Below are 23,885 nucleotides of genomic sequence, written 5' to 3' on the forward strand. Positions count from 1 at the left end.
CCCGCGGCTGGCTGGCCGCCGCGGCGGCGTCCGGCGCCACCGTGCTGCCCATGCCCAACTTCGCCTACCAGCGCCTGGTCGACGCGGTCGAGGCTGATGGGGCTCCCGACGGGCTCGACATGTCCGGCTGGCGGCTGGCCTGCAACGGCTCCGAGCCCGTGCAGTGGTCGACGCTGGAGGCGTTCAACCGGGTGTTCGGCCCCTGCGGGTTCCGGCCCGAGGCGATGCTGCCGTCCTACGGCATGGCCGAAGCCACGCTCGTCATCAGCCTGGCGGCACTGGGGGAGCGGCCGTGGCAGCTCAGCGTCGACCGGTTCGCCCTCGCGCCGGGCGACAGGGTCGTCCACGTCACCCCGGGTGCCGCGGGCGCCCGCCAGGTCGTCTCCTGCGGCTCGGCGGCGCCGGGCATCGCCGTCCGGGTCGACGCCCCGGCCCCCGGGCGGGTCGGCGAGGTCCAGGTCCGCGGCGCGGCCGTGATGAGCGGCTACCTCGGGCTGCCCGCCGAGCGGCAGCCCTTCACCGCCGACGGCTGGCTGCGCACCGGCGACCTCGGCTTCGAGGCCGAGGACGAGCTGTTCCTGGTCGGACGCGTCAAGGACATGGCGATCATCCGCGGCCAGAACTACTACGCCGAGGACGTCGAACAGATCGCGCGTCGCGTCCAGGGCTTCGACGTCCGGGTCTGCGCCGCCCTGCAGGCCGGGGACGGCGACGTCGAGCACATCGCGGTGTTGGTCGAGACGCCGCTCGCGGGCGCGGCGGCCACCGCCCTGGTGAACGCCGTCGAGGCGGCCATCGCCGCCGAACTCGGCCCCGCGGTGGCGTCCGTGCATCCCGTGCCCGTCCGCTCCATCCCGCGCACCAGCTCCGGCAAGGTGCGCCGCCACGCCGCCAGGGCCCTCTACCGGAGCACGGCAGAGGCCACCGTAAAGCCGTAAGGGCTACCAGAAGACCCGTGAAGGACGCCTCATGAGTACGCGGACCGTCGAGGACGCGGTGGCCACCGCCCTGGCCAACCGGCTGCAGATGGACAAGGCCGACATCGACCTCGATCTCCCCATGCACCTGCTGCCGAGGATCGAGTCGGTGGTGATCCTCAGCGTGGTGGTGGATCTTGAGGATGTTCTGGGGGTGGCGATCCCCGACGACGTCCCGTTCGAGGCGGTCACCGCGCGTGATCTCGCCGCGCTCGTCCAGGAACTCATGTGACTCGTCAGGGGCCTCGGGTGAGCCGCCGCTTCGAGCCGACCCCGCCGGATCTGGCGGTCTTCGACACCACCCTCACCGACGCGGCCACCGTGCTGCGCACCGACGAGGCCGGGGTCGCAGCCCTCGGCCTGCGGCAGGTCGACGGCCTGCTCGACTACACCGACGTCGCCAACGCGGGGCTGCACTCGGGCACCGGCGCCACCGTGCCCGAGCTGGCCAGGCGGCTGCTCATGCGGTTCGTGGCGGCCGAGCCCGACGACTGGTTCGCCCCCGCGGACTGGACGGTCGCGGTACACCGGGCGGCCAGCGGCGAGACCTTCCAGGTGGCGGTCCCGGACCTGGGCGCCGAGGGCGTCGAACTCCTGGAACTCCTGGCCGACGGCCCGACTGGCAGTTCGGCCGACGGCCCGACTGGTGGTCCGACTGGCGGCCCTACTGGTGGTCCGACTGGCGGCTCGGCCGGTGACCTGCCNCTCGGCCGGTGACCTGCCGCTGCCGGTCGTCACCGAGGGCCATCAGAGCAGTCCGTACCAGGTGCGCGTCCGGCTCACCGGCGAGCGCTACGACGTCACCGACCGCCGGATCCGCGCGGCGTTCGACGACGTCCTCGACGCCCTGGACACCGGCGCGGTGCGCTATCAGGCGATCGCCGAACCGCTGCGCGCCGACCACCGGCGGTCCTGGGAACTGGGCGTCGCCGACTGCGTCGTGGCGGGGCGGGTCCTCGCCGACCGGCTGCGGGCCGAGGGGTTCCGGGCGCGGGCCCGCCGCGGCTTCCTGCTCGGCCTCGTCGGCAACGACCACGGCTGGTGCGAGGTCCACCTCGACGGCCGGTGGCGCACCCTGGACCCGGTGTTCGCCCACCTCGCGGCCGAGCACGGCCGTGACGGCGGGGGGCAGTTCCGGGCGGCCTGCCGGGGCAGCCGGTTCAACCGTCTGCTGCCGTGCGCCGTGGCCGAGTCCGCCGCGCTGTTCCTGCGGCCGGCCGGCACGCCCGCCCCGGCGTGGGCCTTCGGCGCCGTGTCCGCACGTCTGCACCAGCTTCACCGGTTGCGTCGGCGCGCCGCCGTCACCTGAGCCCGAAACAGATGTCACCAGCCCGAACAGACGCCACCTGAGCCCCGAAGAGCCCTGAAAAGAGCTGAAGAGAGCGGTCATGAAGCCAGACGCGACGGCGGAGCCGGCCGGCAACTGGGCCGTCCCGCTCGGCGGGGACGCGCTGTTCACCTGGGACTACGACGCCGGAACCGAGCAGATGCTGAGCCTGTACTCCCGTGGCAAGCAGCGCCAGTGGGACGCCGAGACGCGGCTGGACTGGGACCACGACGTCGACCCGGACAATCCGCTCGGCCTGCCCGACACGTTCATCTGGATCGCCGGCACGCCGCTGTGGGAGCGCCTGCCGGAGGCGGAGCGGATCACCGTCCGCCGGCACCTGGCGGGCTGGCTCTACTCCCAGTTCCTGCACGGCGAGCAGGGCGCGCTGGTGTGCGCGGCGAAGGTCGTCCAGACCGTGCCGGACATCGCCTCGAAGTTCTACGCCGCCACCCAGGTGGTGGACGAGGCCAGGCACGTCGAGGCGTACCAGCGCATGCTGCATGACAAGATCAAGCTGCACTACCCGATCTCCGCCGGGCTGCGCGGCCTGCTTGAGACGACCATCGGTGACAGCCGCTGGGACATCACCTACCTCGGCATGCAGGTGATGATCGAAGGTCTGGCGCTGGCGTCGTTCAGCATCCAGCGGGACCGGATGCGCGACCCACTGGCGCGGGCGCTCAACGCCTACGTGCTGCAGGACGAGGCGCGCCACGTCGCGTTCGGGCGGCTGGCCCTGCGTGACTACTACAGCCAGCTCAGCACCGCCGAACTGCGTGAGCGTGAGGATTTCGCGGTCGAGGCGTGCTGGGTGCTCAGGGACCGGTTCGCCGGCGAGGACATGTGGCGCAACCTCGACTACGGCGCCGACGAGTGCGTCGCGCTGGCCAACCGCTCACCCGGCCAGCGCGAGTTCCGCCGCCGGCTGTTCACCCGGATCGTCCCGACGTTGAAGGACATCAACCTGTTCGGACCCAGGATGCGGGAAGCCCTGCGCGAGCTGGGTGTTCTCGGGTTCAGCCGGGTCGACGGAGCCGAGACCTCCGCCGAGGACGAGCGGATCGCCGACGACATCGCCGCGCTGGAGCTTGCCGTCCGGCAGCGGGAGGTGTCCGCGGCCGTGGCCCGCGGCGCCGGATCCGACGACGCCGGCAAGGACGACGCCGGCAAGGACGAGGAACGACCGAAATGACAGAACACACCGAACCGACCGCGTCCACCGAACTGGCTGAACCAGCCGAAACAAGTGAACCAGCCGAAACAAGTAAGACAGCCGAACAAGTAAGACAGCCGAAAAATATGAGTCAGTCAAAACACATGAGCCAGCCGAAATGAGCGGACCGGCAGAAACAGGCGTGCAGGTCGAAACAGGCGCATCGGCCAGAACGGGTGGACCGGGCGAAATGACGGAGGCCACCGACCCGTACGTCCTGTCCACCGAAGCCGGCGCGCGGCTGTTGGCAGGCGCGCCGTGGAAGCGGATCGCGGTGATCGGCGACAGTATCTCGGCCGGCATCCGCGAGGCCGTGCCCGGCTACCAGGACCTGTCCTGGGTGGATCGGATCAGCGCCGTGCTGCGCCGCGTCCACCCCGACCTCGACGAGATCCGGCTGGCCAGGCGCGATCTGACGCTCACCGAGATCCGCCGGACGCAGCTGCGGCCAGCCCTGGACTTCCGGCCCGACCTGGTGTTCCTCTCCGGCGGCGGCAACGACTTCATCAGGCCGGGGTTCGACCCGGCCACCGTGCGCGCCGAGCTGACCGAGATCGTCTCCAGGGTCCGGGCGACCGGCGCCGACATCCTCACCATCGGGATGCTCGACATCAGCCGGGCGGGCATCGTCTCCGCGAAACACGCGGAGGCGATCGGCAGGGCGACCAGGATCGTCACCCGGATCACGCGGGAGGTCGCCCGGGAACACGGCGCGATCTTCGCCTCGTTCACCGACCATCCGCTCTGCGCCGACGCCGGCATCTACTGCGGCGACGGGCTGCACCTCAACTGCCGCGGCCAGGCGTTCGAGGCCGCCGAGAAGATGCGCGCGCTCGCCGCCCACCTGGCCGCGAGGAGCGAAGCCGCATGACGGACCTGACGACGTCGCTGCCGCGGGGGCCGTTCGAGTGCGGCCCGGCCGCGTTCGCCGAGGCGGCCGCGGCCGTGGCCGGGCCGCCGGCCGCGCTGTACCGCCGGTTGCTGGTCGAGCAGGAGTCCGAGGCCACGCTGGTGGCCGCCCGCCGGGTGCTCGCCGCCTTTCTGCCGGAGGCCACCGGCCCGGGCGAGGACGAGGAGCTGGACGGGCATCCGGACGGGCNACGAGGAGCGGGTGTTCGCCGAGCTGGCCGCCACCCGGGCGGCGATCGCGCGGGTCGCAGCCCGGCTGCGCGCCGCCCCGGCCGGGACCGTGGCCACCGTGCTGCGGCAGCGCGCCCCGCTCGCGCTGATCGAGGGCTGCTGGCTGGACACCGTGTCGCAGCCGGCAACCCAGCCCGCCGTGATCGTCAATCGGCTCGGTGCCGAGCAGTTGGAGCTGCTCGGCGGTGGCGTGGTCGAGCACACCCTGGCCGGTCGGCGCCGCCGGCTGCTGGCGGAGCACGGCGTGGAGCTCCCCGACCTGCTGGCCACCGACTTCCTGGCCGCGGCGCAGGCCCGGCCACTCACCGTGGTGACGGCCGTCTTCTACCTGGCGCTGTCCCGCCTGCCGGCCAGTTTTCTGCCCGAGGTGGTCGGCGTGCACTGTGCCTTCCGGGCGCTGGGCACCGACGCCGCGCTGTTCGGCCGGGCCGGCCCGGCCAGACTGGCTGAGCTGGCTGAGCTGGCTGAGCTGGCTGGGCTGGCTGGGCCGTCCAGCCCGGACGGTGTGGGCAGCCGCGGGTACGATCCGGTGCCGCTGCTGGCGGAGTACCTGGCGCTCACCGAGCTCTCACCCACCGGCCCGGCCGACCGGGCGCGGCTGCTCGCGGCGATCCGGCTCGTCACGCGCCTGGAGAGCGCGCACGTGGCGATGCTCGACGAGCTCGCGAGCTGGCACCAGGACCTGTCGCCGGACGCCGAGGTGGCGCTGATCGTCGCCAGGCACGCGCCGTACGCCGGCCGTCAGCACCACCGGGTGCGGATCTCCGGTGTCCCCCTGGACGGCCTGCTCGCCGGCCCGGCGTGCGACGCCGCCGCGTTCGTCCGCCAGCTCCGATCCTCCAGCTACCTCAGGCCACTGCCGACCGGCGGCTGCCCCTTCACCAGGGCGATCAGGTTCGGCGGGCCAATGTTCGGGATCTTCGACGCCGCCGAGGCGCGCACGCTCGAGCGGTGGGCGGCCGCCGCCGCCGCGGGNCGGGTGAGCCGCCCGGCGCAGACCTGGCCGCCTGCACCGCCGGCGACGAGGACGCCGCCGCCTGGCAGTGTGCGCTCGCGTCCGCCGATCCCGGCGACATCGTCGTCGCCGAGCCTCCGGCGCTCGACGAACGCCAGTTCCTGTACCGCCTGGTCAACGTCGAGCGGTTCCCCGGCGTGCTGGCCGCCGCCCACACCCGCGTCGAGCAGGTGCTCGCCCAGGCCGAGGGGATGTTCGAGCTGGGAGCCGCCGGCCGCCACACCGACGCCACCTGGTTCGACTACAGCCCCGCCGCGCTGCGGGAGCGGGTGGAGAGCATCTACTGGACGAAGCTCGTCGGGCCCTACCGGCCGCTGGCCGACATCCCGCCCCGGGCAGAGGTGATCAACGGCCAGAAGCGGTTCGCGCTGGGCAACCTCGTCGACGGCGCCTGCACGCACCGGATCGGCAACACCGGCCGCTTCCACCGTCCCAGCGACAGGCCGCTGTTCGCCCTCTACGCCGACGAGATGGGCCGCGGCGACGTCGCACGCAACCACCTCACGCTGATCAACCAGGCCCTGGCCAGCATGGGTATCCACCTGCCGCACCTGCGCTCGGAGGAGTTCCGCACCCAGACCGAGCTGCCCGACCCGAGCTACCCGTACGCCACCTACCAGCTCGGCCTGGCGCTGTTCCCGGACTCCCGCTACGAGGAGATCCTCGGCTACCACCTGGGCGTCGAGATGTTCGGTCTCGGTGAGCTGCGGCTGCACGAGACGCAGAAGATGCGCCGTCACGGCTTCGACACCGCCTACGAGGACGTGCACCTGTCCATCGACAACATCTCGGCCGGCCACACCCGCCANNNNGGCCGGCCACACCCGCCAGGCGACCGACCTGATCGTCGCCTACCTCGACCACGTCGGACGCACCGGCGGCCCGGTCGCCGTCGAGCGGGCCTGGCGGCGGGTGTGGCGCGGCTACGCCTCGTTCGCGTTCTTCGTCGAGCCGCATCTGGCCAGACGCCTGCTGGCACGGCGGGCCGCCGCATGAGCTCCGACACGAGGAGGGCGCGCCGGTGAGCACCCTGGACCCGCGGCTGCTGGCGCTGCCGTTCTACGAGCGGCCGCACCGCGAGCTGGCCGAGGCGCTCGGCCGGTTCTGCGACACCCACGCCGAACTGGTGGCGGCGGCCCGCACCGGCGCGCCGGAGAAGTACACCGCCCGCGTGCTGCGCGCGCTGGGGGACGCGGGCCTGCTGACACCCACCGACCTGCGCGGCCTGTGCCTGACCAGGGAGGCCCTGGCCTACACCGAGGACCTGCTCGACTTCGCGTTCTCGATCCAGGCGCTGGCCACCTGGCCGATCCAACGTCACGGCACCGACGAGCAGAAGCGGCGCTGGCTGCCCGGCATGGCCCGCGGCGAGCTGGCCGGCGCGTTCGCGCTCTCGGAGGAGCAGGCCGGTTCGGACGTCGCCGCGCTCGCCCTGCGTGCCGTCCCGGACGGGCACGGCACGGGATACGTCCTGGACGGGCACAAGACGTGGATCGCCGGTGCGGCGGGCGCCGACGTCTTCTGCGTGGTGGCCCGCACCGGCGACGGCCCGGCCGCGCTGGGCCTGACCGCGCTGCTCGTCCCGGCCGGCACACCGGGCCTGCGGATCGAGCCGATCGACATGCTGGCCGAACGCGACATCGCCCGGCTGGAGTTCGACGGCTGCCGGGTTGCGGCCGACGCCGTCCTGGGCGGCCGGGGCGGCGGGTTCGTCGTGGCCATGGAGCTGCTCGAACGCTTCCGGCTCACCGTTGGCGCGGCGGCGCTCGGCTTCGCCCGCCGGGCCGCCGACGCCGCCCTGGCCAGGGCCCGGGGGCGGGCCGCGTACGGCGGGCGGCTGTTCGACCTGCCGACGGTGAAGGCCAGCCTCGCCGACGTCGAGGTGCGGCTGAACGCCACCGCGCTGCTGGTGGCCAGGGCCGCCTGGGAGGCCGACCGGGGCACCCCGCCGACTGAGCCCGCCAGCTTGGCGAAGCGCTCCAGCTTCGCCAAGCACTCCAGCATCGCGAAGCTGTACGCCACCGAGGCCGCCCAGCAGGTTGTGGACGCGGCCGTGCAGGTGTTCGGCGCCGCCGGGCTGGTGCGCGACAGCCTGCCGGAGCGGCTGTACCGGCAGATCCGGTCGCTGCGGATCTACGAGGGCGCCTCCGAGGTGCAGCGGCTCGCCATCGCCGACGCCCTGCCACCGGCCGCGTCGCATGTTTCCCGGACGGACGCGGGCCGTCCGCCGAAGACGCTGAAAGCGAGTTCTTCTCATGAGGAGTGAGTCCGCGGCGCGGTACCGCTGTGTCGGGATCGGGGCCGGACCGGCCAACCTGAGCCTGGCGGCCCTGCTGCACGGCGACCCGGAGACGCCGAACCTGGTCATCGACAGGAAGGCCGAGTTCAGCTGGCACGACGATCAGCTCATCCCCGGGGCGGCCCTGCAGGTGTCGCTGTTCAAGGACCTGGTCAGCCTGTCCGACCCGACCAGCCCGTTCTCGTTCATGGCGTACCTGCACGACCGCGGGCGGATCTACCACTATCTCAACGCGCAGTTCGACAGCGTCCCCCGTCAGGAGTTCCGCAACTACCTGGACTGGGCCAGCAGCCGCATCGAGAACGTCGTGTTCGGCGAGGAGGCGCGGTCCGTCGACTTCGTCGGTGACACCTTCGTCGTGCGGACCGACAAACGCACCCTGCTCGCCGACAACGTGGTGGTCGGCGTCGGCACCGTGCCGTGGGTGCCGCGGTTCGCCCGCCCGCACCTGGGCGGCACCCAGTTCCACGTCAGCGAGTTCCGGTCGAGGGCCGCCGGCCTGCGCGACCGGCGGGTGGCGGTGATCGGCGGCGGCCAGTCCGGCGCCGAGGCGTTCCTCGACCTGATCTCCCGGCCGGACGGCGAGCTGCCGCACCGGGTGTCGTGGCTGTCCCGCCGGCGCAACTACTTCCCGCTCGACGACTCGCCGTTCACCAACGAGTTCTACATGCCCTGCCACTCCGACTACTTCGCCGAGCTTGGCCCGAGCGTGCGGGCCGAGGTCAACAGCCAGCAGGTGCTGACCAGCGACGGCATCTCCGAGGCCACCGCCCGGGAGATCTACCAGCGGATCTACGTCCACCGGTTCATCACCGGCGCCCCGCAGCTGACCGGGCTCTACCCCAACCGCGAGGTGGTCAGCGTCGAGCCGTGCTCGCCGGAGGGCTGGAGCATCTCCGTCCGGCACAACGACCCGGCGAGCTGCCTGGAGATCTTCGAGGCGGACGTGATCATCTGGGCCACCGGGTTCCGGCCGGCCCCGATGGACTTCCTGGCGCCCCTTCAGCCGCGTCTGGAACGGGAGAACGACGAGTACCAGGTGGACGCCGACTTCGCCGCCTGCTGGGACGGCCCGGCCGACCGGAACCTGTTCCTGCAGAACGCCGCCCGCGGGCAGCGCGGCCTCGCCGACCCCAACCTCAGCCTCAACGCCTGGCGCAGCCAGCGCATCGTCGACCGGATCCGCGGCGTCCGCAGCAGGGACCAGCACCCGGCGTTCATCGAATGGTCACCCAAGACAGGAGCCCGCTGATGGGCCGAAGGGCGTGCGATCATGGCGAAGCCGCACGCCCGGAGGCCGCTCTTCCAGAGATGCTGACCATGGACGCTGGGGCTGGGGCTGGGGACGCCGACGTTGTCGTGGTCGGGGCCGGCGTGGTCGGCTGCCTGGTGGCTACCGAGGTCCTGGCCCGCGCGCCGCGCCGGCGGGTCATGGTGGTCGACAGGGGGCTGGCCGGTGGGGGAGCGTCCCGGTTCTCCGCCGGGCTGCACTTCCCGCGCGGGGCCACCCCGCGGGTGCGGGCGATGAGCGCCTACAGCCAGCGCTGGTACGCCGACCTGCGCCGACGCGACCCCCGGGTGCCGATCCACCCGGTGGGCATGACAGTGGTCAGCGCCGACGAGGCCACCGTCCGGGAGCACTACCTCCCCGAGGCGCGGCTGCGCCCGCTCCCCGAGGCGCGGTTCCCCGAGGCGCGGCTGCACCCGGCCGAGCGGGGCTGGGACGGCGACGGCGCCCACCACGCCGACGTCGCGGCGCTCACCGAACTGCTGGCCGCCCGGCTGCGCGGCCGCGCGGCGTTCCGGGAGGGCAGCGCGGTCACCGCCGTGCGCTCCACCCCGGACGGCGTTGTCCTCACACTGGGTAGCGGCATCCGGCTTACCGCCAGCCGTGTCGTGCTGGCGCCGGGCCCCTGGCTGCCCTGGCCGCTGCTGCTCGCCCCGCTCGGCGTCCGCGTCAAGAAGGTCGTCGCCCTGCACGTCGAACGGCCCGTCGCCCCGCACGACCGTGCGACCGTCTTCCACGACGATGACGCCTTCCTGCTGCCGCTGGCCCACCGCGGCCACTGGCTGTTCAGCTACACCTCACCTGACTGGCACGTCACCCCGGACGCGCTGACCGGCGGGCTGTCCGCCGACGACCTCGACCGTGGCCGGGCGGTTCTGGAGCGCCACGCCCCGGCGCTCGCCCCGTACTGCGTCTCCGGCCGCGTGTTCTGCGACGCCTACAGCCCCGACCGCGCGCCGATCGTGCGCCCGGTCACCGCCGACGGCCGGGTGCTGTTCGCCGGCGCGGCGGGCGGCTCCGGCTACCGGCTGGCCCCCGCGATCGCCGCCGCGGCCGCCGATCTGCTCGACGGGCTCGACGAGAAGGACACCGCATGATCATTGACCGTTTTGACGCCACCGCGCTCTCCGCGGCGTTCGGGATCGACATGGGCTCGGTCGACGGGCTGGGCACCGGAGCCGCCTGGGGCCGTGTCGCGCCGGGTGTTGCCACGACACACCAGCGGCACGACGAGACCGAGCTGCTGGTCATCGTCGCCGGCCGCGGCGAACTCGCCGTGGGAGCCGCGCACCATCCGGTCGCCGCGGGCACCGTCGCCCTGCTCGAGCCGTTCGAGGACCACGTCGTGGCGAACACCGGGGAGGAGGACCTGGTCTTCCTCACCCAGTACTGGCGTGACGGCGCCCGCGCGGTGTCCTCGGCCGCCCCGGTGGCCAGCGAGCACGGCGAGCGCCCGGTGTTCGTCTTCTCGACGCCGCCCACCCCCAACGGCGACCTGCATCTCGGTCACCTTGCCGGCCCGTATCTGGGCGCCGACGCCTACGTCCGGTTCCAGCGGATGAACGGTGCCAGCGCCTGGCACCTGACCGGCAGCGACGACTTCCAGTCCTACGTGGTCGACCGTGCCCGCCGGGAGGGCCGGTCGAGCGCCGAGGTGGCCGCGTACTACAGCGCCGAGATCGCGGAAACCCTGCGGCTGATGGACATCCCGCTCGACCAGTACACCGTCACGAACGCCGACCCCGGCTACGTCCCCGCGCTGAAGGACTTCTTCACCAGGCTGGTCAGCTCCGGCGCGATCGCCCCGGCCGACGGGCCGGCGCTGTTCGACCCGCGGACCGGCCAGTACCTCTACGAGGTCGACGTCCACGGCGGCTGCCCCGGCTGCGGCGAGGCCACCGCCGGCAACATCTGCGAGCTGTGCGGCGAGCCGAACACCGTGGTCGACCTGGCCGGCCCGGTCGCCGGGCCATCCGGCGGAGCGCCCGTCACCGGCACGGCCCGCCGCTACGTGCTGCCGCTGCACGAGCACGCCGACGCGGTGCTCGACCACCAGCGCCGCGGCCGCGTCCCGGCCCGGCTGCGGGAGCTCGCCGCCCGGCTGTTCCGCCGGGAGCGGATCGACATCCCGGTCAGCCATCCCGGCGACTGGGGCATCACCCCGCACGAGGCGGACGGCGCCGGCCAGGTGATCTGGGCCTGGCCGGAGATGGCCTTCGGCTTCCTGCACGGCATCCAGCGGCTCGGCGAGCGCCTCGGCCGCGACTGGACGGCAGCCAGGCCAGCCGACGACTGGAAGGTCGTCCACTTCTTCGGCTATGACAACAGCTTCTACCACGCGATCCTCTACCCGGTGCTCTACCGGCTCGCCCTGCCCGGCTGGACGCCGGACATCGACTACCACGTCAACGAGTTCCTCCTCTACGACGGCCTGAAGTTCTCCACCAGCCGCCGGCACGCCGTCTGGGGCAAGCAGATCCTCGACGCCGACAGCGTGGACGCGGTCCGCTACTTCCTCGCCCGCAACCGTCCCGAGGTGGAGCGGACGAACTTCACGCTCGACGCCTACGAGCACACGCTCACCGCCACCCTGATCGGCACCTGGCAGGCCTGGCTGCACGACCTCGGCCAGCGCGTGGCCGACCACTACGACGGGGTGGCCCCCGACGCCGGCAACTGGACACCCGAGCACGCCGGGTTCCTCGGCCAGCTCGCCGCCCGGCTCGGCGCGCTGGCCGCCAGCCTGCGGCCCGGCGGCTTCTCGCTCAACCAGTCCGCCGCCGAGTTGGACGCCCTGGTCACCGACACGGTCCGGTTCAGCCGTCGGGAACGCGCGCTGGCCCAGGCCGGCGGCATGCCGGACGAGGTGCGCACGGCCACGGCGCTGGAGCTGGCCGCGGCCTGGCTGCTCGCGCACGCGGCCACGCCGGTGATGCCGCGTTTCGCCGCCCGGCTGGCCGAGGCCCTCGGTCAGCCTGCGCCGCGGCAGTGGCCCGCCACGGTCGAACTGATCCCGCCAGGTAGCAAGATCACCCTTGCTCAGATCACGTTCTTCCACCCGCCCCGGCCGCTCGGCCCGCTCGGTGCAGCCCACGCGGCCGAACACCCGTCGGACGCCTCGCGGTCCCAGTCCAGCGGGAGCCTTGCATGATCAACGAACTTCTGGCGTCCACACCGAACCGTGGGACGCTGCACGTCACCAGGCTGGCCGGCACCCGCGAGATCCCGCTCGCCGAGGTCTGGCGACTGTCCGGCCTGGTCGCGGCCGGGCTGCGCGCCCGCGGCCTCGGCGCGGGCGACCGGATCGGCATCCTCGCCGCCAACAGCCTCGAGTGGGTGGTGCTCGACCTGGCCGCCCTGCGCCTGAAGGTCGTCACCGCCGGCCTGGAACCGGGCAAGTTCACCCCCACCCGCGAGCTGATGGAGCGCTACAGCCTCTCCCTGCTGTTCACCGACCGTCCGTGCGACATCCCCGGCGTCGAGCGGCTCACGACCCTCCTCGACGACCTGCCCGACACGGCTGGCACGGCTGGCACGGCTGGCGCTGACGACACGTCCGGCGCCGACAACACGACTGACGCGGCCGGCGCGGTCGGCGCGGTCGGCGCGGCCCCGCCGCCACCGGTCAGATACGCCCCCGACGAGATCACCACGATCAAGTTCACCTCGGGGAGCACCGGCACACCCAAGGGCCTCGGCGCCACCGTCGGCAGCATCGACAGCTCGCTGGACGCCGTCCAGGACATGTTCGGCCACGGCCCCGGCGACAACCTGCTGGTGTTCCTGCCGCTGTCGCTGCTCCAGCAGCGTTACTGGGTGTACTCGGCGCTGCGGTACGGCCACGACGTCACGGTCTGCACCTACGAGTCGGCGTTCGTCGCGCTCACCCAGGTGCGGCCGACCGTCGTCATGGGCGTGCCCGGCTTCTTCGAAAGCGCCCGCGGCCAGATCGAACGCCACGCCCGGCGCACCGGCCGGGACCTCGCCGACGCGGCCCGCGACATCTTCGGCGGCCGCATCCGCTACCTGTGGACGGGCTCGGCGCCCGCCGACCCCGCCACCCTCGCGTTCCTCAACCGGCTCGGCCTGCCGATCTACGAGGGCTACGGCCTCAACGAGACGTGCATCGTGGCCAAGAACCACCCGGGCACGCACCGGGCGGGCAGCGTCGGCCGGGTGCTGCCGGGCAAAGAGGTGATCATCGGTGACGACGGGGTGATCAGCGTCCGTGCCGAGCACCCGGTGAACCGGCGGTACGACTACTGCGAGCCGGGTGACAGCGAGCGGGTCTTCGGTGCGGACGGCGTCGTGCGCACCGGCGACATCGGACACCTCGACGCCGACGGCTTCCTGTTCGTCCTCGGCCGCGCCGACGACACGATCGTGCTGGACAACGGCAGGAAGATCGTCGTCAGGCAGATCGAGGAGCACCTGAAGGCCAGCCCAGCGATCGCCGAGTGCGTGCTCTACTGCCCGGCCCAGACCGAGCTGGTGGCGGTCGTCTCACCGGCGTCGGTGCCGGTGGACACCGGCGCCATCGCCGCACAGCTCACCGCCACCAACCGGGCGCTCGGCGGCGACCAGTACATCCACCGGGTCGTGGTGGCCGACGAGCCGTTCAGCATCGGCAACGGCCTGCTGACCTCCCAGTACAAGCCCAGGCGCAAGCAGATCCGGGCGGTGTACCAGCGCCAGCTCGGCGACCCGAGGAAGGGAATCCATGCGGCCTGACAGATCCATACGGCCCGACGTCGAGACCGCCGCCCGGGAGAACCTGGCCGCGGTACTGGCCGCCGACATCGCCCCCGAGGAGATCCAGCCCGACGTCGGCCTCACCGCCATCTACGGGCTGACCTCGCTGAACAAGGTCCTGTTCCTGACCTCGCTGTGCCGGGACACCGGCGTCGACACCGCCCACCTCACCGAGGACGATCTGGCCAGGATGCACACCCTGCGCGACTGCGTGCACATCCTGTCCAGGCACGTCCCGGCGGGGGCCTGACCGGTGGCCCGGTACCCGGTGGACTGGCACACGGCCGGTCCGGCCGTCCTGAGCAACGACCACGTCCGCCTCGCACCCGTCACCGAGGCCGACCGGGAGCCGCTGCGGGCGATCGCCCTCGACCCGGACATCTGGCGGTACTTCGTCTCCCGGGTGGAGTCCGACGCCGACTTCGAGGCGTTCTTCGACGCCACCCTCGCCGACCACTTCGCCGGCCGGCGGCACGTCTTCGTCATCACCGACCGGCGCACCGGCCGGACCGCGGGCAGCATGAGCTACGGCAACCTCTCCGAGCCGGACGCCCGGCTGGAGATCGGCTGGTCGTGGCTCGGCCGCGACTTCCGCGGCACCGGGACCAACCGGTGGGCCAAGCTGCTGCTGCTGGAACACGCCTTCGAACGCCTGGGCGCGCTGCGGGTGGAGTTCAAGACCGACGTGCGCAACACCCAGGCCCGCCGCGGCCTGCGCAACATCGGCGCCGTCGAGGAGGGCGTGCTACGCAGCTACAACCCCATGCCGGACGGCAGCCGCCGCGACGCGGTCTACTACAGCGTCCTGGCCGACGAATGGCCGCTCGTGAAGAAAACACTCACCGAACACCCGAAAATCCGCCCGTGACCGGTGTCGCCTCGGCAGCATCCTCCGCCGCGCTCCTCGGCTGCCGTGCGGCCTGCGATGTTCGCTGCGGAGGCCGTTTCATGATCGTTATAGTCGGAGTGGACGGATGGGAAGCGCTCGGCCCGACCGCGTCCGGGGGCGTCGAGTGACCATCCTGATCAGGGCGGACGGGCAGCCGGCGGAGCTGGGGCGGGCCCACGGGGCGGCGCTGGCGGGGCGGCTGCGGTCGTTCGTGGACGACCACGTCTGCCGGCTCGGCCGGCTGCTGCCCGGCCCGGTGACACTGGACGGCCTGCGCCCGACGATCGCCCGCCACCGCGCGGAGATCGAGCGGGCCACCCCGCGGCTCGCGGCCGAGGTCGCCGGGCTCGCGTCCGGCGCCGGCCTGACCGAGGACGAGGCCTGGCTGCTCCAACTGCGACGCGAAATCCTCGGCTACACCCGAATCCCCACCGCGGCCCCCGCAGCGATCCCCACCGCGGTCCCGACCGAGCTTCCCACCGCGACCCCCGCCTCAGGCGAGCTTCCCACCGGGATCCCCACCGTGGTCCCCATCTCGGAGGAGATCCTCACCGCGGGTGACTGCACCACCTACGCGACCACCTACCCGGGGGCCGCCGGCCCGCTGCTCGCCCAGACCGTCGACCTGAGCGGCGACCTCGACGACCAGATCGCCGTCCTCGACGTCGCCTCGCCGGTCGGCCGCTCGCTCGTGCTGAGCTTCGGCGGCCTGCTCGGCTACCTCGGCCTGAACAGCCGCGGCCTCGCGGTCGGGATCAACCTCGTCCTGGGCGGCGACTGGCGGGCGGGCCTGCCCCCGTACCTGGCCGTCCGGCACCTGCTCGACACGGCGGCGAGCGTCGATGAAGCGCTCGACGTCCTGCGCGGCCTGCGGCTGGCCAGCTCCCGCTCACTGACGCTCCGCGACGCCACCCAGGCCGCCTGGGTAGAGATCATCGGCGACGAACTGCGGGCCGTGCAGGCGCCGCAAACCGTCCACACCAACCACTTCCTCCACCCCGACCTCGCCCCCCACGACGAGATCAACGTCTTCGCCCGCAACTCCTCCGTCAGACGGCTCGCGGCGGCCACGGCGGCGCTCCCCACCCTCGGCCCGCACCCCGAGGAACACCTCGCACTGCTGTCCACCCCACCCATCCGAGTCCCCGGCAACGGCGACATCCGCCGAGAACGCACCGTCGCGGCAGCGGTCCTCCTCCCAGCCCTCGGCGAACTACACCTCCGCCCCGGCGACCCCGCCCTGTCCACCACCGAAACCTTCCGCCTGAAGTAGCAGCCAGGACGACGATCCACCCGTAGTCACTAGATTTTGATAATGGTGACTCCTCCCGTACCGCACAGCATCTTGAGATCTTCGGGATCCGAGGTGAGTACGGTAACTGGACCAGGGGCGGCGAGTGCGGTCGCGCAGAGCACCGCATCGATCGCATATCTGTGGCCATGTAGTCCCGTCTCCCCCAGTAACTCGGCCGCATGCCGGGCAACAGGCTCCGTGACAGGCTCCACGACGATCCGGGACACGGTCCACGCGAAGGCGGAACGCCTGATCCGCGGATGGATCACTTCGACCAGGGTCACCGCACTGGTGATCACGCGCATGTCGTCGGCGCGGGCGAGGGCGAGCCAGCCGGTGACGTCGCGGTCTCGCTGGATGGCCCTGGCGAGTCCTTCACTGTCGAGGACCAGGGTGCCTCCCGGCACGGCGACCGAGCGGGTCATGCCGCGTGTGGGTCCGAAGAGCGCTGCTGCTCGCGGGCCTGTAGCAGGGCATCCCGCCGGGATCGGATCTCCTCGTCGCCGATCGGCCCGTGCTCGGCCTCGGCGACCGCGATGAGTTCGTTGAGGTTGTCGCGTTCGATCTGGCGGGCGACGGCCGCGGCGACGTAGGCGGACAGGCCCGAGGGGCCGCTGCGGGCGCGGGCGGCCTCCGCGATGTCACGAGGCATTGTGATCGAATACTTCTGAGTAGGCTCGCTCATACCCCTTATCCTACCGTGGATGCCCCTCGATCTGGCTCGTCGGTTACTCTCCGGGTGTCGGTTTCGTGCTCACGGTGGTTGCCGATTCGATGGACAAGGCCAGGATCACCGCGTGGAAGACCCGCGGCGCCGATCTGCGGGACTGTCTGGGAGGGGGAGGGTGGGTTATGGCCGACCATCCGGATCGCGCTCGACGGGATGCCATCCGTGCCGAGTATGCCGTGGAGGAAGCCGAGGCAGCCGGAGCCGAGGCGCTGGAGAACGAGCAGGCTTGTGGTGTCGGTGCGGGTACCCGCATCCCTTGCCGAAACCCTCAGGGCCCAGGCAGCAACCGAGCGCATCCCCACCTCGGCGCTGATCCGGCGTATCCTCGCCCGGGCCGTGCACGAACCTGATGCGCTGGTGTTGACCGTCGCGCAGGTCGAGGAGATAGCCCGACGCGTCTTCCGCGAATCAGCATGAGCACGCACGCGTTGCGGTAGGAGTGGCGCCGTGGCGGCCGAACCGCTGGAATCAACGGCCGCGCCGGCAGATATCGTGGCGGCCTGATGCAGCCGTCCTCCGGTGGGCGGCGCTTACAGGCCGCGGCTACCAGTCTGCCGGCGAGCGGGCTACGGCTGGGCCTCGTCGTCCGGGGGCAGGTCCCAGTCGAGGGCGCGGAGGCTGTCGGCGACCCGTTGGAGCACGGCCAGGTCGTCGAAGAACTCGATCGGTGTGGAAATGCCGGAGTTCGCCGGCCGCAGGGGCAGGTGATCGACCGTCTCTCCGTCCATCGGCTCTCCATCCATCGGTGTGGACGGCGCTCCGGGCCGAGGAATCGGGCCCGGCCCGGTCCGGAGCACCTTACCGGCAATGGTGGAAGCAGACTATGTCAGGCGCCATGCGTACGATGTGTGAGAAACGCCCCTTATAGGTGTGGGGAAGTTGGTATTTTTCTACAGACGTACTCCTCGAATTCTGGTACTCAGCTTCAGGATTGTCCTATTTCAGGCCGGAGTGGACGAAGGCGTTGACGATGTGTCGCTGGAGCACCAGGTAGAGGCCGAAGATCGGTAGGCAGGCGAGCCCGGAGGCGGCCATGATCCCGCCCCAGTCGTTGCCCTCGGTCCCGCCGAGGAAGCCGCGCAGCCCGAGCTGGATCATGGAGTTCGCCTGCTGGAGCGCCATGGACGGCCAGAAATACTCGTTCCAGGCGTTGATGAACAGCACGATGCCCAGCGCCGCCAGCGCCGGCCGCAGGTTGGGCACGACGACGGTCCACAGCGTCGACCAGGACGACCGGCCGTCGACGCGGGCCGCCTCCAGCACCTCCTTGGGGAAGCTTTCCATGTGCTGGCGCAGCAGCAGGACGCCGAGCGCCGTGCACAGCGTCGGAATGACCACTCCGGCGAGTGTGTTCAGCAGGCCGAACTCGAACAGCAGCGTGTAGTTGGACACCATCGTCACCTGGAACGGCACCAGCCACGTCCCCACGAACAACAGGTAGAGCAGCCGCTGCCCGCGGAAGCGCCAGGCGGTGAAGGCGTACGCGGCGAGCAGGCCGGTCAGCAGCTGCCCGAGGGCGGTCAGCGACGCCACGACGAACGTGTTGAGCAGCATCCGCCCGATCGGGATCACGTCCGCGGCGTGCCGGTAGTTGCCGATCGACAGCGGCCAGGGCAGCAGCGACGTGTCGTAGATGTCGCCGGGGCGGCGCAGCGACGTCGCGTACATCCAGCAGATCGGAAAGATGCAGGCAACGCTGAGGACGGCCAGGACGGCATGGCCGACGAACGAGCTCAGCGGTGACCGGCCGCCGACCGGCCCGCCGGCCCCGCCNGCCCGCCGGCCCCGCCGTGGCCGCGGTGGCCGCGCCGGCGCCAGCGGCGTCCGCCGCCATGGTCTCCGCCGCCGTGCCGGCCGCCGCCGCGGTTCCCGCCGTCGTCACGGTTCCTGCCGTCATGCTGCCCGCCGCTGTGCTGCCCGGGCGGCGGCACAGCGGCGTCGCCTGCCGCCGGTGCGTCCGGCGTGGAGACGGCCATGAATCACTCCTCGTAGTCCTCGCGGTAGTTCCCGCGACATCGTTTCCCCGCCCCACAACCCCACCCCCGCCCCGCGGCCGAATATCGTTGCTCATACAAATGAGGGAGCAAGTGGTCGCTGTAGCAGCCACTTTCGTACTCATTTCTCGGGAGGTTGTTTCGCGGTTCGGGGGACGCGGTTGCCGGGGTGTTTGCGGTGGGGTGTTTGCGGTGGGGTGTTGGGCGGTGGGTCGTCGGGTGGATGGCCGCCGGGCGGTCAGTTGTCGTGGAAGCTGAGTTTTTCGAACAGCCAGACCAGGAAGAGGGCGACCAGGCCGAAGGCCAGGAAGAAGGCCAGGCCGGCGGCGGAGGCCAGACCCGCGTTGAAGCTCTTGAAGCAGTACTCCCAGAGCAGGTAGTAGGCGTTGGTCGTCGCGTCGTCGGGGCCGCCCTGAGTGAGCGCGTCGATCAGCGGGAAGGTCAGCTGGCCGGACAGCAGCACGGTCATGAGGGTCAGCAGGACCAGGGTCGGTGACAGCAGCGGCAGGATGATCCACCGGGTGATCTGCCGCCTGGTCGCTCCGTCGAGCTGGGCCGCGGCCGAGTACTCGTCGTTGATGTTGGCCAGGCCGGCGGTGACGACGAGGACGGCGAACCCGAGCAGGTGCCAGCCGGTGATGCCGATGATGGCGAGCTGGGCCGGGCCTCGTTCGTGCAGCCAGTTGACCGGATTGCCGATCATACGGTCCACCAGCCCGTGCCGCGGGTCCAGCAGCCACATCCACATCGCCGCGCTGGCCACCGGCGGGACCAGCACCGGCGCGAACACCAGCGCGCGGTAGGCGCCGCCGGCCCGGCCGTGGATCCGGCGGGTGAGCAGGGAGATGATCGTGGGCAGCAGGACCGAGAACGGCAGCAGGAACACGATCGTTGCCACCGTCAGCCACAGCGAGTGCCTGAGCTCGGGGAGTTGGACGACCTGCTGGTAGTTGTCCAGCCCGACCGGCACCTTCGGCCGGGTCGGCAGCAGGTTCCACTGGTAGAAGGAGAGCTGGACGGCCTCGACCAGGGGACGGTAGGTCCACACGATCAGGCAGCCCAGCCCCGGGGCGAGGTAGAGGAAGGGCGGCAGCGCCCGCAGTACCCGGCGCGCCACCGGTGGCCGGGCCGCATCGACCGCCACGTGCTCGGCGGGCGCCGCGAGGGGAGCGAGCTCTACGAACACGCTGCCCGCCCCTGTCCTGTCGGCGTCCGGCCGGCGGCTGGGTTCCGGTCGGCGGCCTGGGTGGCGGCTTGGATGGCGGCCTGGTCGATGTGTCGTGCCATGTCGCTCTCGTCGTTGTCGAAGAGGGTTTCCGCGGGGGCGAGCGTCACGACGCTGGCCACCACGGTGTCGGGGTAGATGTCGATGCGGCTGCAGGCCGCCGTGCGCAGCGCGCGGGCCCGGCCCGCGGGCGAGAGCAGGTCCGCGCCGAACGCGGTGGCCGGCGACACCCAGACCGGGATGCCGGCGAGCAGGCCGCAGCTGGCGTGGTGGGCGTGGCCGGACAGGATGATCCGCACGTCGCTGCCCGCCACGACCCGCGCGAGCCGGTCGGGCTCACGCAGCGTCATCAGTTCGACGACGAGCATCGGCGACGGCACCGGCGGGTGGTGCAGGACGAGCACCGTCCCGTCCGGTGCCGGGCGGGCGAGCTCGTCGCGCAGCCACACGAGCTGGTCGTCGGTGAGATGGCCGCTGTCGTAACCCGGCGTGGTGCTGTCGAGCACCACGATCCGCAGGCCCGCGATCCAGTGGACGCTGTCGCACGGGATCGTCGAGAGGCCGTCGGTCGTCGGCGCGGCGCCCAGCAGCTCGCGGCGGAACGCCGTCCGCTCGTCGTGGTTGCCCATCGCGTAGATGACCGGGGCGCCCAGGTGGCGCGCGAGCGGTTCGACCACCGCCCGCAGCCGCCGGTAGGCGACGGGGGAGCCGCTGTCGGCGAGATCCCCGGTCAGCAGCAGGCCCGCCACCGCGGTCCTGGAGTCCACGACCGCGCGGGCCGCGGACTCCAGGTTCGCGTGTGTGTCCACCCCGCCGTGCGGCAGCTCCCCGCCGTCGACGAGGTGGACGTCGCTGAACTGGATCAGGGTGTGGCGTGGCACCCGGGCCGGCGGTGCCGCCGGCACCGATGGCACCGGCGGCGTGGACGTCACCGATGTCACCGATGGCACGGTCGGCACCGACGGCACGGCGTCAGCCCTTCGGGAGGAGCTTGGTCGCCTGCTCCTGCGCCGCGGTCAGCGTCGACTGCGGGTCGGCCCCGCTGTAGACCACCTTCTCGACGGCCTCGAGCATGCCGTCCCTGATCTGGACGTAGTTGTCGCCGGGGAACGACGCTGTCGGGTACAGCCGGGCGAGCTGGTCGATGTTCGGCTTGATCAGCGGGTTCTTGGCCGCCCAGTCCTTCAGGGCGCCCGGGTCGTCGAGCAGGCTCGTGCGCAGCGGCAGGTAGCCGATCTTGCTGGTGATCTGCGTGTACGCCTCGTCGCTGGTCAGGAACTTGATGAGCTCCCAGGCCGCCCGCTGCCGGGCCGGGTCCTTGGCGAACATCAGCAGGGCCGCCCCGGAGTTGGTCGGCTGCACCTTCTTGCCGTCGAAGCTCGGCTCGTAGCCGGCCCGCAGCTCCCACGGCGGGTTCGCGCTGGTGGCGCCCTTGCGGAAGACCGCCTCGGCGGCGCTGCTCTCCAGGATCATGCCTACCTCACCGCGGGCGAACGCGGGGTAGGCCTGCTCCTGGGAGAGCTTGGGGCTGGCGCCGGAGTTGACCAGGTCCTGGGCCACCCTGACGGCCTCGACCGCGGGGGCGTCGGCGAAGGTGAGCCGGGTCTGGTCGTCGGAGATCACGGTTCCGCCGTTGGAGGCGACCAGGGACTGGTAGCACCAGTCATTGGTCTTCTTGGTCAGGCAGTCGATGTAGGCGCCGTCCTTGCCGGTCTTGCTCTTGATGGCCAGCGCGGCCGTCTTCACCTCCGCCCAGGTGGTCGGCGGCTTGTTCGGGTCGAGGCCGGCCTGGGTGAACAGGCTGGCGTTGTAGTACAGGATCGGCGTGGAGAACACGAACGGCACGGCGAAGGTCTTGCCCTCGACGTCACCGAGGGTGCGCGCGGCCGGCGCGAACGGGTGGGCGCCGCCGAAGTTCGCCTGCACGGCGTCGCGTCCGACGACGTCGTCGAGCGGGGTGGCGCCCAGGCCCTTGACGGCGTACCGGATGTCGCCGAAGACCAGCTGGCCGACGTCGGGCGGGTTGCCCGCCGCGATCTGGCGCTGGATGCTGGCGGCCGAGGCCGACCCGTAGCCGCTCGCGGTCGCGGTCGCGGGCTTCTGAGCCGTCACCTTGATGTTGGGGTGGGCGGCCTGGAACCTGTTGATCAGATCGGTGAAGGTGTCCGTCCAGGCCCCGGCCTGTGACAGGTTGTAGCTCTCAAAGGTGATCGAGACCTGCTGGTCCGGCCGGAGTTCGGGAACCACGGTGCTCGGCTGGGCGGGTGCGCTCGAGCCNTCCGCAGGCGGCGGCGGTCAGTGCCAGGGTGAGCGCGGCCGCCAGCCCCCCGAGCTGGCGCAGTTTTTTCACGGGATGCTCCTTGAGCGAGATGAACACGGCACCGGCGAGGACCGGGGCCGGGAAAGGCGTCGGACGTTTCGACAGGTTCGAAAGACCCGACGGCGGGACGGTTCGAGAAGGGCGGGGACGTCGAAGGCTGGTGATCAGACGGTGGACGCGTTCAGGAACCTGCCCTCAGGAGCCGGCGACGGCGGCGGCGGAGTCATGGACGTGATCGCGCTCGCGGGGGATGTCCCCGCTGGCCGGCTGCCAGACCAGCCGGCGGCCGCTGGCCCGGTCGAACAGGTGCACCCGGTCCGCGGGGACGCCGAAGGCCACCGGTTCGCCGGGACGCAGGCCGAGTGGCCGCGGCCCTCGGGCCAGCAACCGGGCGTCGCCCACCGCGCACTGGGCGACCTCCTCGCCGCCGAGGTTCTCCACCGTCTCCACCACTCCCCGGAACACGGGGGACGTCGACGTGGGCGAGGAGGCGAGGGAGGCGGAGGTCGGCGGGAGCAGGACCAGGTGCTCCGGGCGGACGCCGAGGGTCACCTCGCGGGCGGGCTGGTCGTCCGCCGTCCACAGCGACAGCTCGACGCCGGGGGCGAGCACCTGGACGCGTCCGGCCCGGCTCTCGATCCGCGCGGGGAGCAGGTTCATCGCGGGCGAGCCCAGGAAACCCGCCACGAACACCGACGCCGGCTCGTCGTAGACGTCGGTGGGGGTGCCGACCTGCTCAAGCCGGCCGGCGTTGAGCAGGGCCACCCGGGTGGCCATGGTCATGGCCTCGACCTGGTCGTGCGTGACGTAGACGATGGTCGAGCCGAGCGTGTGGTGCAGGGCCCGCAGCTGGCCGCGGGTTGCCGTCCGCAACTTCGCGTCGAGGTTGGACAGCGGCTCGTCCATCAGGAAGGCACCGGGGTCACGGACGAGCGCCCGCCCGACCGCGACCCGCTGCCGCTGCCCGCCGGAGAGCTCCCGCGGCCGGCGGTCGAGCAGCTCCGCGAGATCGAGCAGCGCGGCCACCTCGCGTACCTTCTGGCGTATCTCCGCCCGTGGCCGGCGACGTGACCGCAACGGGAATCCGATGTTGCGCTCGACGGTCAGGTGGGGGTAAAGAGCGTAGCTCTGGAATACCATTGCCATGTCGCGTTCCCGGGGCGGGGCGAAAGTGACGTCGCGGCCGTCCAGCAGAACGCGCCCGCCGCTCGGCTCGATCAGACCGGCGATCATCCGGAGCAGCGTCGACTTTCCGCATCCGCTCGGGCCGAGCAGGACGAGGAAATCGCCGTGGCTGATGTCCAGGCTCACCCGGTCGACGGCGGCGACCTCGCCGAAACGCTTGGTCAGTCCTTCGACCTGGATCCGGCTCACAGCCTGGCTCTCCTTTCGTACCGGCCCGGCGGCGTGCCGGACCGG

General features: G+C 71.8%; 22 protein-coding genes. 14 read left to right on the forward strand and 8 right to left on the reverse strand.

Going from position 1 to position 23,885, the window contains the following annotated elements; genetic code table 11:
• Nucleotides 1-50: 50 nt before the first annotated feature.
• The 13 genes from FrCorBMG51_RS32440 to FrCorBMG51_RS30755 all read left to right on the forward strand — a co-directional run bounded on the left by FrCorBMG51_RS32440 (nucleotide 51) and on the right by FrCorBMG51_RS30755 (nucleotide 16,176).
• Nucleotides 51-938, forward strand: coding sequence for an AMP-binding protein (locus FrCorBMG51_RS32440; RefSeq protein WP_268760537.1), 888 nt, complete (start codon nucleotides 51-53; stop codon nucleotides 936-938).
• A gap of 31 nt (nucleotides 939-969) precedes the next feature.
• The gene (locus FrCorBMG51_RS06800; RefSeq protein WP_013874118.1) at nucleotides 970-1,209 is read left to right on the forward strand and encodes an acyl carrier protein; all 240 of its coding nucleotides are present in this window, start codon (nucleotides 970-972) and stop codon (nucleotides 1,207-1,209) included.
• Nucleotides 1,210-2,365: 1,156 nt separating this feature from the next.
• Entirely contained in the window at nucleotides 2,366-3,499 is a 1,134-nt protein-coding gene (locus FrCorBMG51_RS06815; protein ID WP_047222243.1) for a diiron oxygenase, read from the forward strand.
• Between the two features lie 211 nt (nucleotides 3,500-3,710).
• Nucleotides 3,711-4,391, forward strand: coding sequence for an SGNH/GDSL hydrolase family protein (locus FrCorBMG51_RS06820; protein WP_047222244.1), 681 nt, complete (start codon nucleotides 3,711-3,713; stop codon nucleotides 4,389-4,391).
• Nucleotides 4,392-6,145: 1,754 nt separating this feature from the next.
• A complete protein-coding gene (locus FrCorBMG51_RS30750; RefSeq protein ID WP_235433385.1) occupies nucleotides 6,146-6,700 on the forward strand; it encodes a heme oxygenase-like domain-containing protein in 555 nt (184 codons plus the stop codon).
• Nucleotides 6,697-7,941, forward strand: a complete 1,245-nt coding sequence (locus FrCorBMG51_RS06830) for an acyl-CoA dehydrogenase family protein (RefSeq protein WP_047222245.1) — start codon at nucleotides 6,697-6,699, stop codon at nucleotides 7,939-7,941. Before FrCorBMG51_RS30750 ends, FrCorBMG51_RS06830 begins: the two co-directional genes overlap by 4 nt.
• Nucleotides 7,931-9,226: a lysine N(6)-hydroxylase/L-ornithine N(5)-oxygenase family protein gene (locus FrCorBMG51_RS06835; RefSeq protein ID WP_047222246.1), complete on the forward strand. Its 1,296-nt coding sequence runs from the start codon at nucleotides 7,931-7,933 to the stop codon at nucleotides 9,224-9,226. The genes FrCorBMG51_RS06830 and FrCorBMG51_RS06835 overlap by 11 nt, the downstream gene beginning before the upstream one ends.
• A gap of 68 nt (nucleotides 9,227-9,294) precedes the next feature.
• Nucleotides 9,295-10,359, forward strand: coding sequence for an NAD(P)/FAD-dependent oxidoreductase (locus tag FrCorBMG51_RS06840; protein ID WP_047222282.1), 1,065 nt, complete (start codon nucleotides 9,295-9,297; stop codon nucleotides 10,357-10,359).
• Nucleotides 10,356-12,413, forward strand: a complete 2,058-nt coding sequence (locus FrCorBMG51_RS06845; protein ID WP_047222247.1) for a class I tRNA ligase family protein — start codon at nucleotides 10,356-10,358, stop codon at nucleotides 12,411-12,413. Before FrCorBMG51_RS06840 ends, FrCorBMG51_RS06845 begins: the two co-directional genes overlap by 4 nt.
• Complete coding sequence (locus tag FrCorBMG51_RS06850) at nucleotides 12,410-13,993, forward strand: AMP-binding protein (protein ID WP_047222248.1); 1,584 nt, start codon at nucleotides 12,410-12,412, stop codon at nucleotides 13,991-13,993. The genes FrCorBMG51_RS06845 and FrCorBMG51_RS06850 overlap by 4 nt, the downstream gene beginning before the upstream one ends.
• Nucleotides 13,983-14,264: a hypothetical protein gene (locus FrCorBMG51_RS06855; protein WP_047222249.1), complete on the forward strand. Its 282-nt coding sequence runs from the start codon at nucleotides 13,983-13,985 to the stop codon at nucleotides 14,262-14,264. Before FrCorBMG51_RS06850 ends, FrCorBMG51_RS06855 begins: the two co-directional genes overlap by 11 nt.
• Before the next feature lie 3 nt (nucleotides 14,265-14,267).
• Nucleotides 14,268-14,882, forward strand: a complete 615-nt coding sequence (locus FrCorBMG51_RS06860; protein ID WP_200902357.1) for a GNAT family N-acetyltransferase — start codon at nucleotides 14,268-14,270, stop codon at nucleotides 14,880-14,882.
• Nucleotides 14,883-15,027: 145 nt separating this feature from the next.
• A complete protein-coding gene (locus tag FrCorBMG51_RS30755) occupies nucleotides 15,028-16,176 on the forward strand; it encodes a C45 family autoproteolytic acyltransferase/hydrolase (RefSeq protein ID WP_235433381.1) in 1,149 nt (382 codons plus the stop codon).
• Between the two features lie 29 nt (nucleotides 16,177-16,205).
• Here the strand turns inward: FrCorBMG51_RS30755 and FrCorBMG51_RS06870 are convergent, their stop codons facing one another.
• Both FrCorBMG51_RS06870 and FrCorBMG51_RS06875 read right to left on the reverse strand, forming a co-directional pair.
• Entirely contained in the window at nucleotides 16,206-16,622 is a 417-nt protein-coding gene (locus tag FrCorBMG51_RS06870) for a type II toxin-antitoxin system VapC family toxin (protein ID WP_047222251.1), read from the reverse strand.
• Entirely contained in the window at nucleotides 16,619-16,882 is a 264-nt protein-coding gene (locus FrCorBMG51_RS06875; RefSeq protein ID WP_047222252.1) for a hypothetical protein, read from the reverse strand. The genes FrCorBMG51_RS06870 and FrCorBMG51_RS06875 overlap by 4 nt, the downstream gene beginning before the upstream one ends.
• Before the next feature lie 282 nt (nucleotides 16,883-17,164).
• On the opposite strand from FrCorBMG51_RS06875, the gene FrCorBMG51_RS30760 reads away from it, so the two are divergent.
• Nucleotides 17,165-17,344, forward strand: coding sequence for a hypothetical protein (locus tag FrCorBMG51_RS30760; protein WP_235433382.1), 180 nt, complete (start codon nucleotides 17,165-17,167; stop codon nucleotides 17,342-17,344).
• Nucleotides 17,345-17,493: 149 nt separating this feature from the next.
• Here FrCorBMG51_RS30760 and FrCorBMG51_RS29415 read toward each other — a convergent pair whose 3' ends face one another.
• The 6 genes from FrCorBMG51_RS29415 to FrCorBMG51_RS06910 all read right to left on the reverse strand — a co-directional run bounded on the left by FrCorBMG51_RS29415 (nucleotide 17,494) and on the right by FrCorBMG51_RS06910 (nucleotide 23,840).
• Entirely contained in the window at nucleotides 17,494-17,655 is a 162-nt protein-coding gene (locus FrCorBMG51_RS29415; protein ID WP_175648293.1) for a hypothetical protein, read from the reverse strand.
• Nucleotides 17,656-17,863: 208 nt separating this feature from the next.
• Nucleotides 17,864-18,595, reverse strand: a complete 732-nt coding sequence (locus FrCorBMG51_RS06885) for an ABC transporter permease subunit (protein WP_086055296.1) — start codon at nucleotides 18,593-18,595, stop codon at nucleotides 17,864-17,866.
• Nucleotides 18,596-19,159: 564 nt separating this feature from the next.
• Nucleotides 19,160-20,107 (reverse strand): carbohydrate ABC transporter permease, encoded by a 948-nt coding sequence (locus FrCorBMG51_RS06895; protein WP_047222255.1) that lies wholly within the window; start codon nucleotides 20,105-20,107, stop codon nucleotides 19,160-19,162.
• On the reverse strand, nucleotides 20,098-21,078 hold the full coding sequence (locus tag FrCorBMG51_RS06900) for a metallophosphoesterase (RefSeq protein ID WP_235433383.1): 981 nt from the start codon (nucleotides 21,076-21,078) through the stop codon (nucleotides 20,098-20,100). The genes FrCorBMG51_RS06895 and FrCorBMG51_RS06900 overlap by 10 nt, the downstream gene beginning before the upstream one ends.
• A 40-nt stretch (nucleotides 21,079-21,118) precedes the next feature.
• Nucleotides 21,119-22,393: an extracellular solute-binding protein gene (locus FrCorBMG51_RS06905; RefSeq protein WP_157180421.1), complete on the reverse strand. Its 1,275-nt coding sequence runs from the start codon at nucleotides 22,391-22,393 to the stop codon at nucleotides 21,119-21,121.
• Nucleotides 22,394-22,661: 268 nt separating this feature from the next.
• Nucleotides 22,662-23,840 carry an ABC transporter ATP-binding protein gene (locus tag FrCorBMG51_RS06910; protein ID WP_047222256.1) on the reverse strand — a complete coding sequence of 393 codons (1,179 nt, stop codon included), beginning with the start codon at nucleotides 23,838-23,840 and terminating at the stop codon, nucleotides 22,662-22,664.
• Nucleotides 23,841-23,885 lie beyond the last annotated feature (45 nt).

The sequence above is a fragment of the Protofrankia coriariae genome, assembly GCF_001017755.1.
Lineage (GTDB): Bacteria > Actinomycetota > Actinomycetes > Frankiales > Frankiaceae > Protofrankia > Protofrankia coriariae.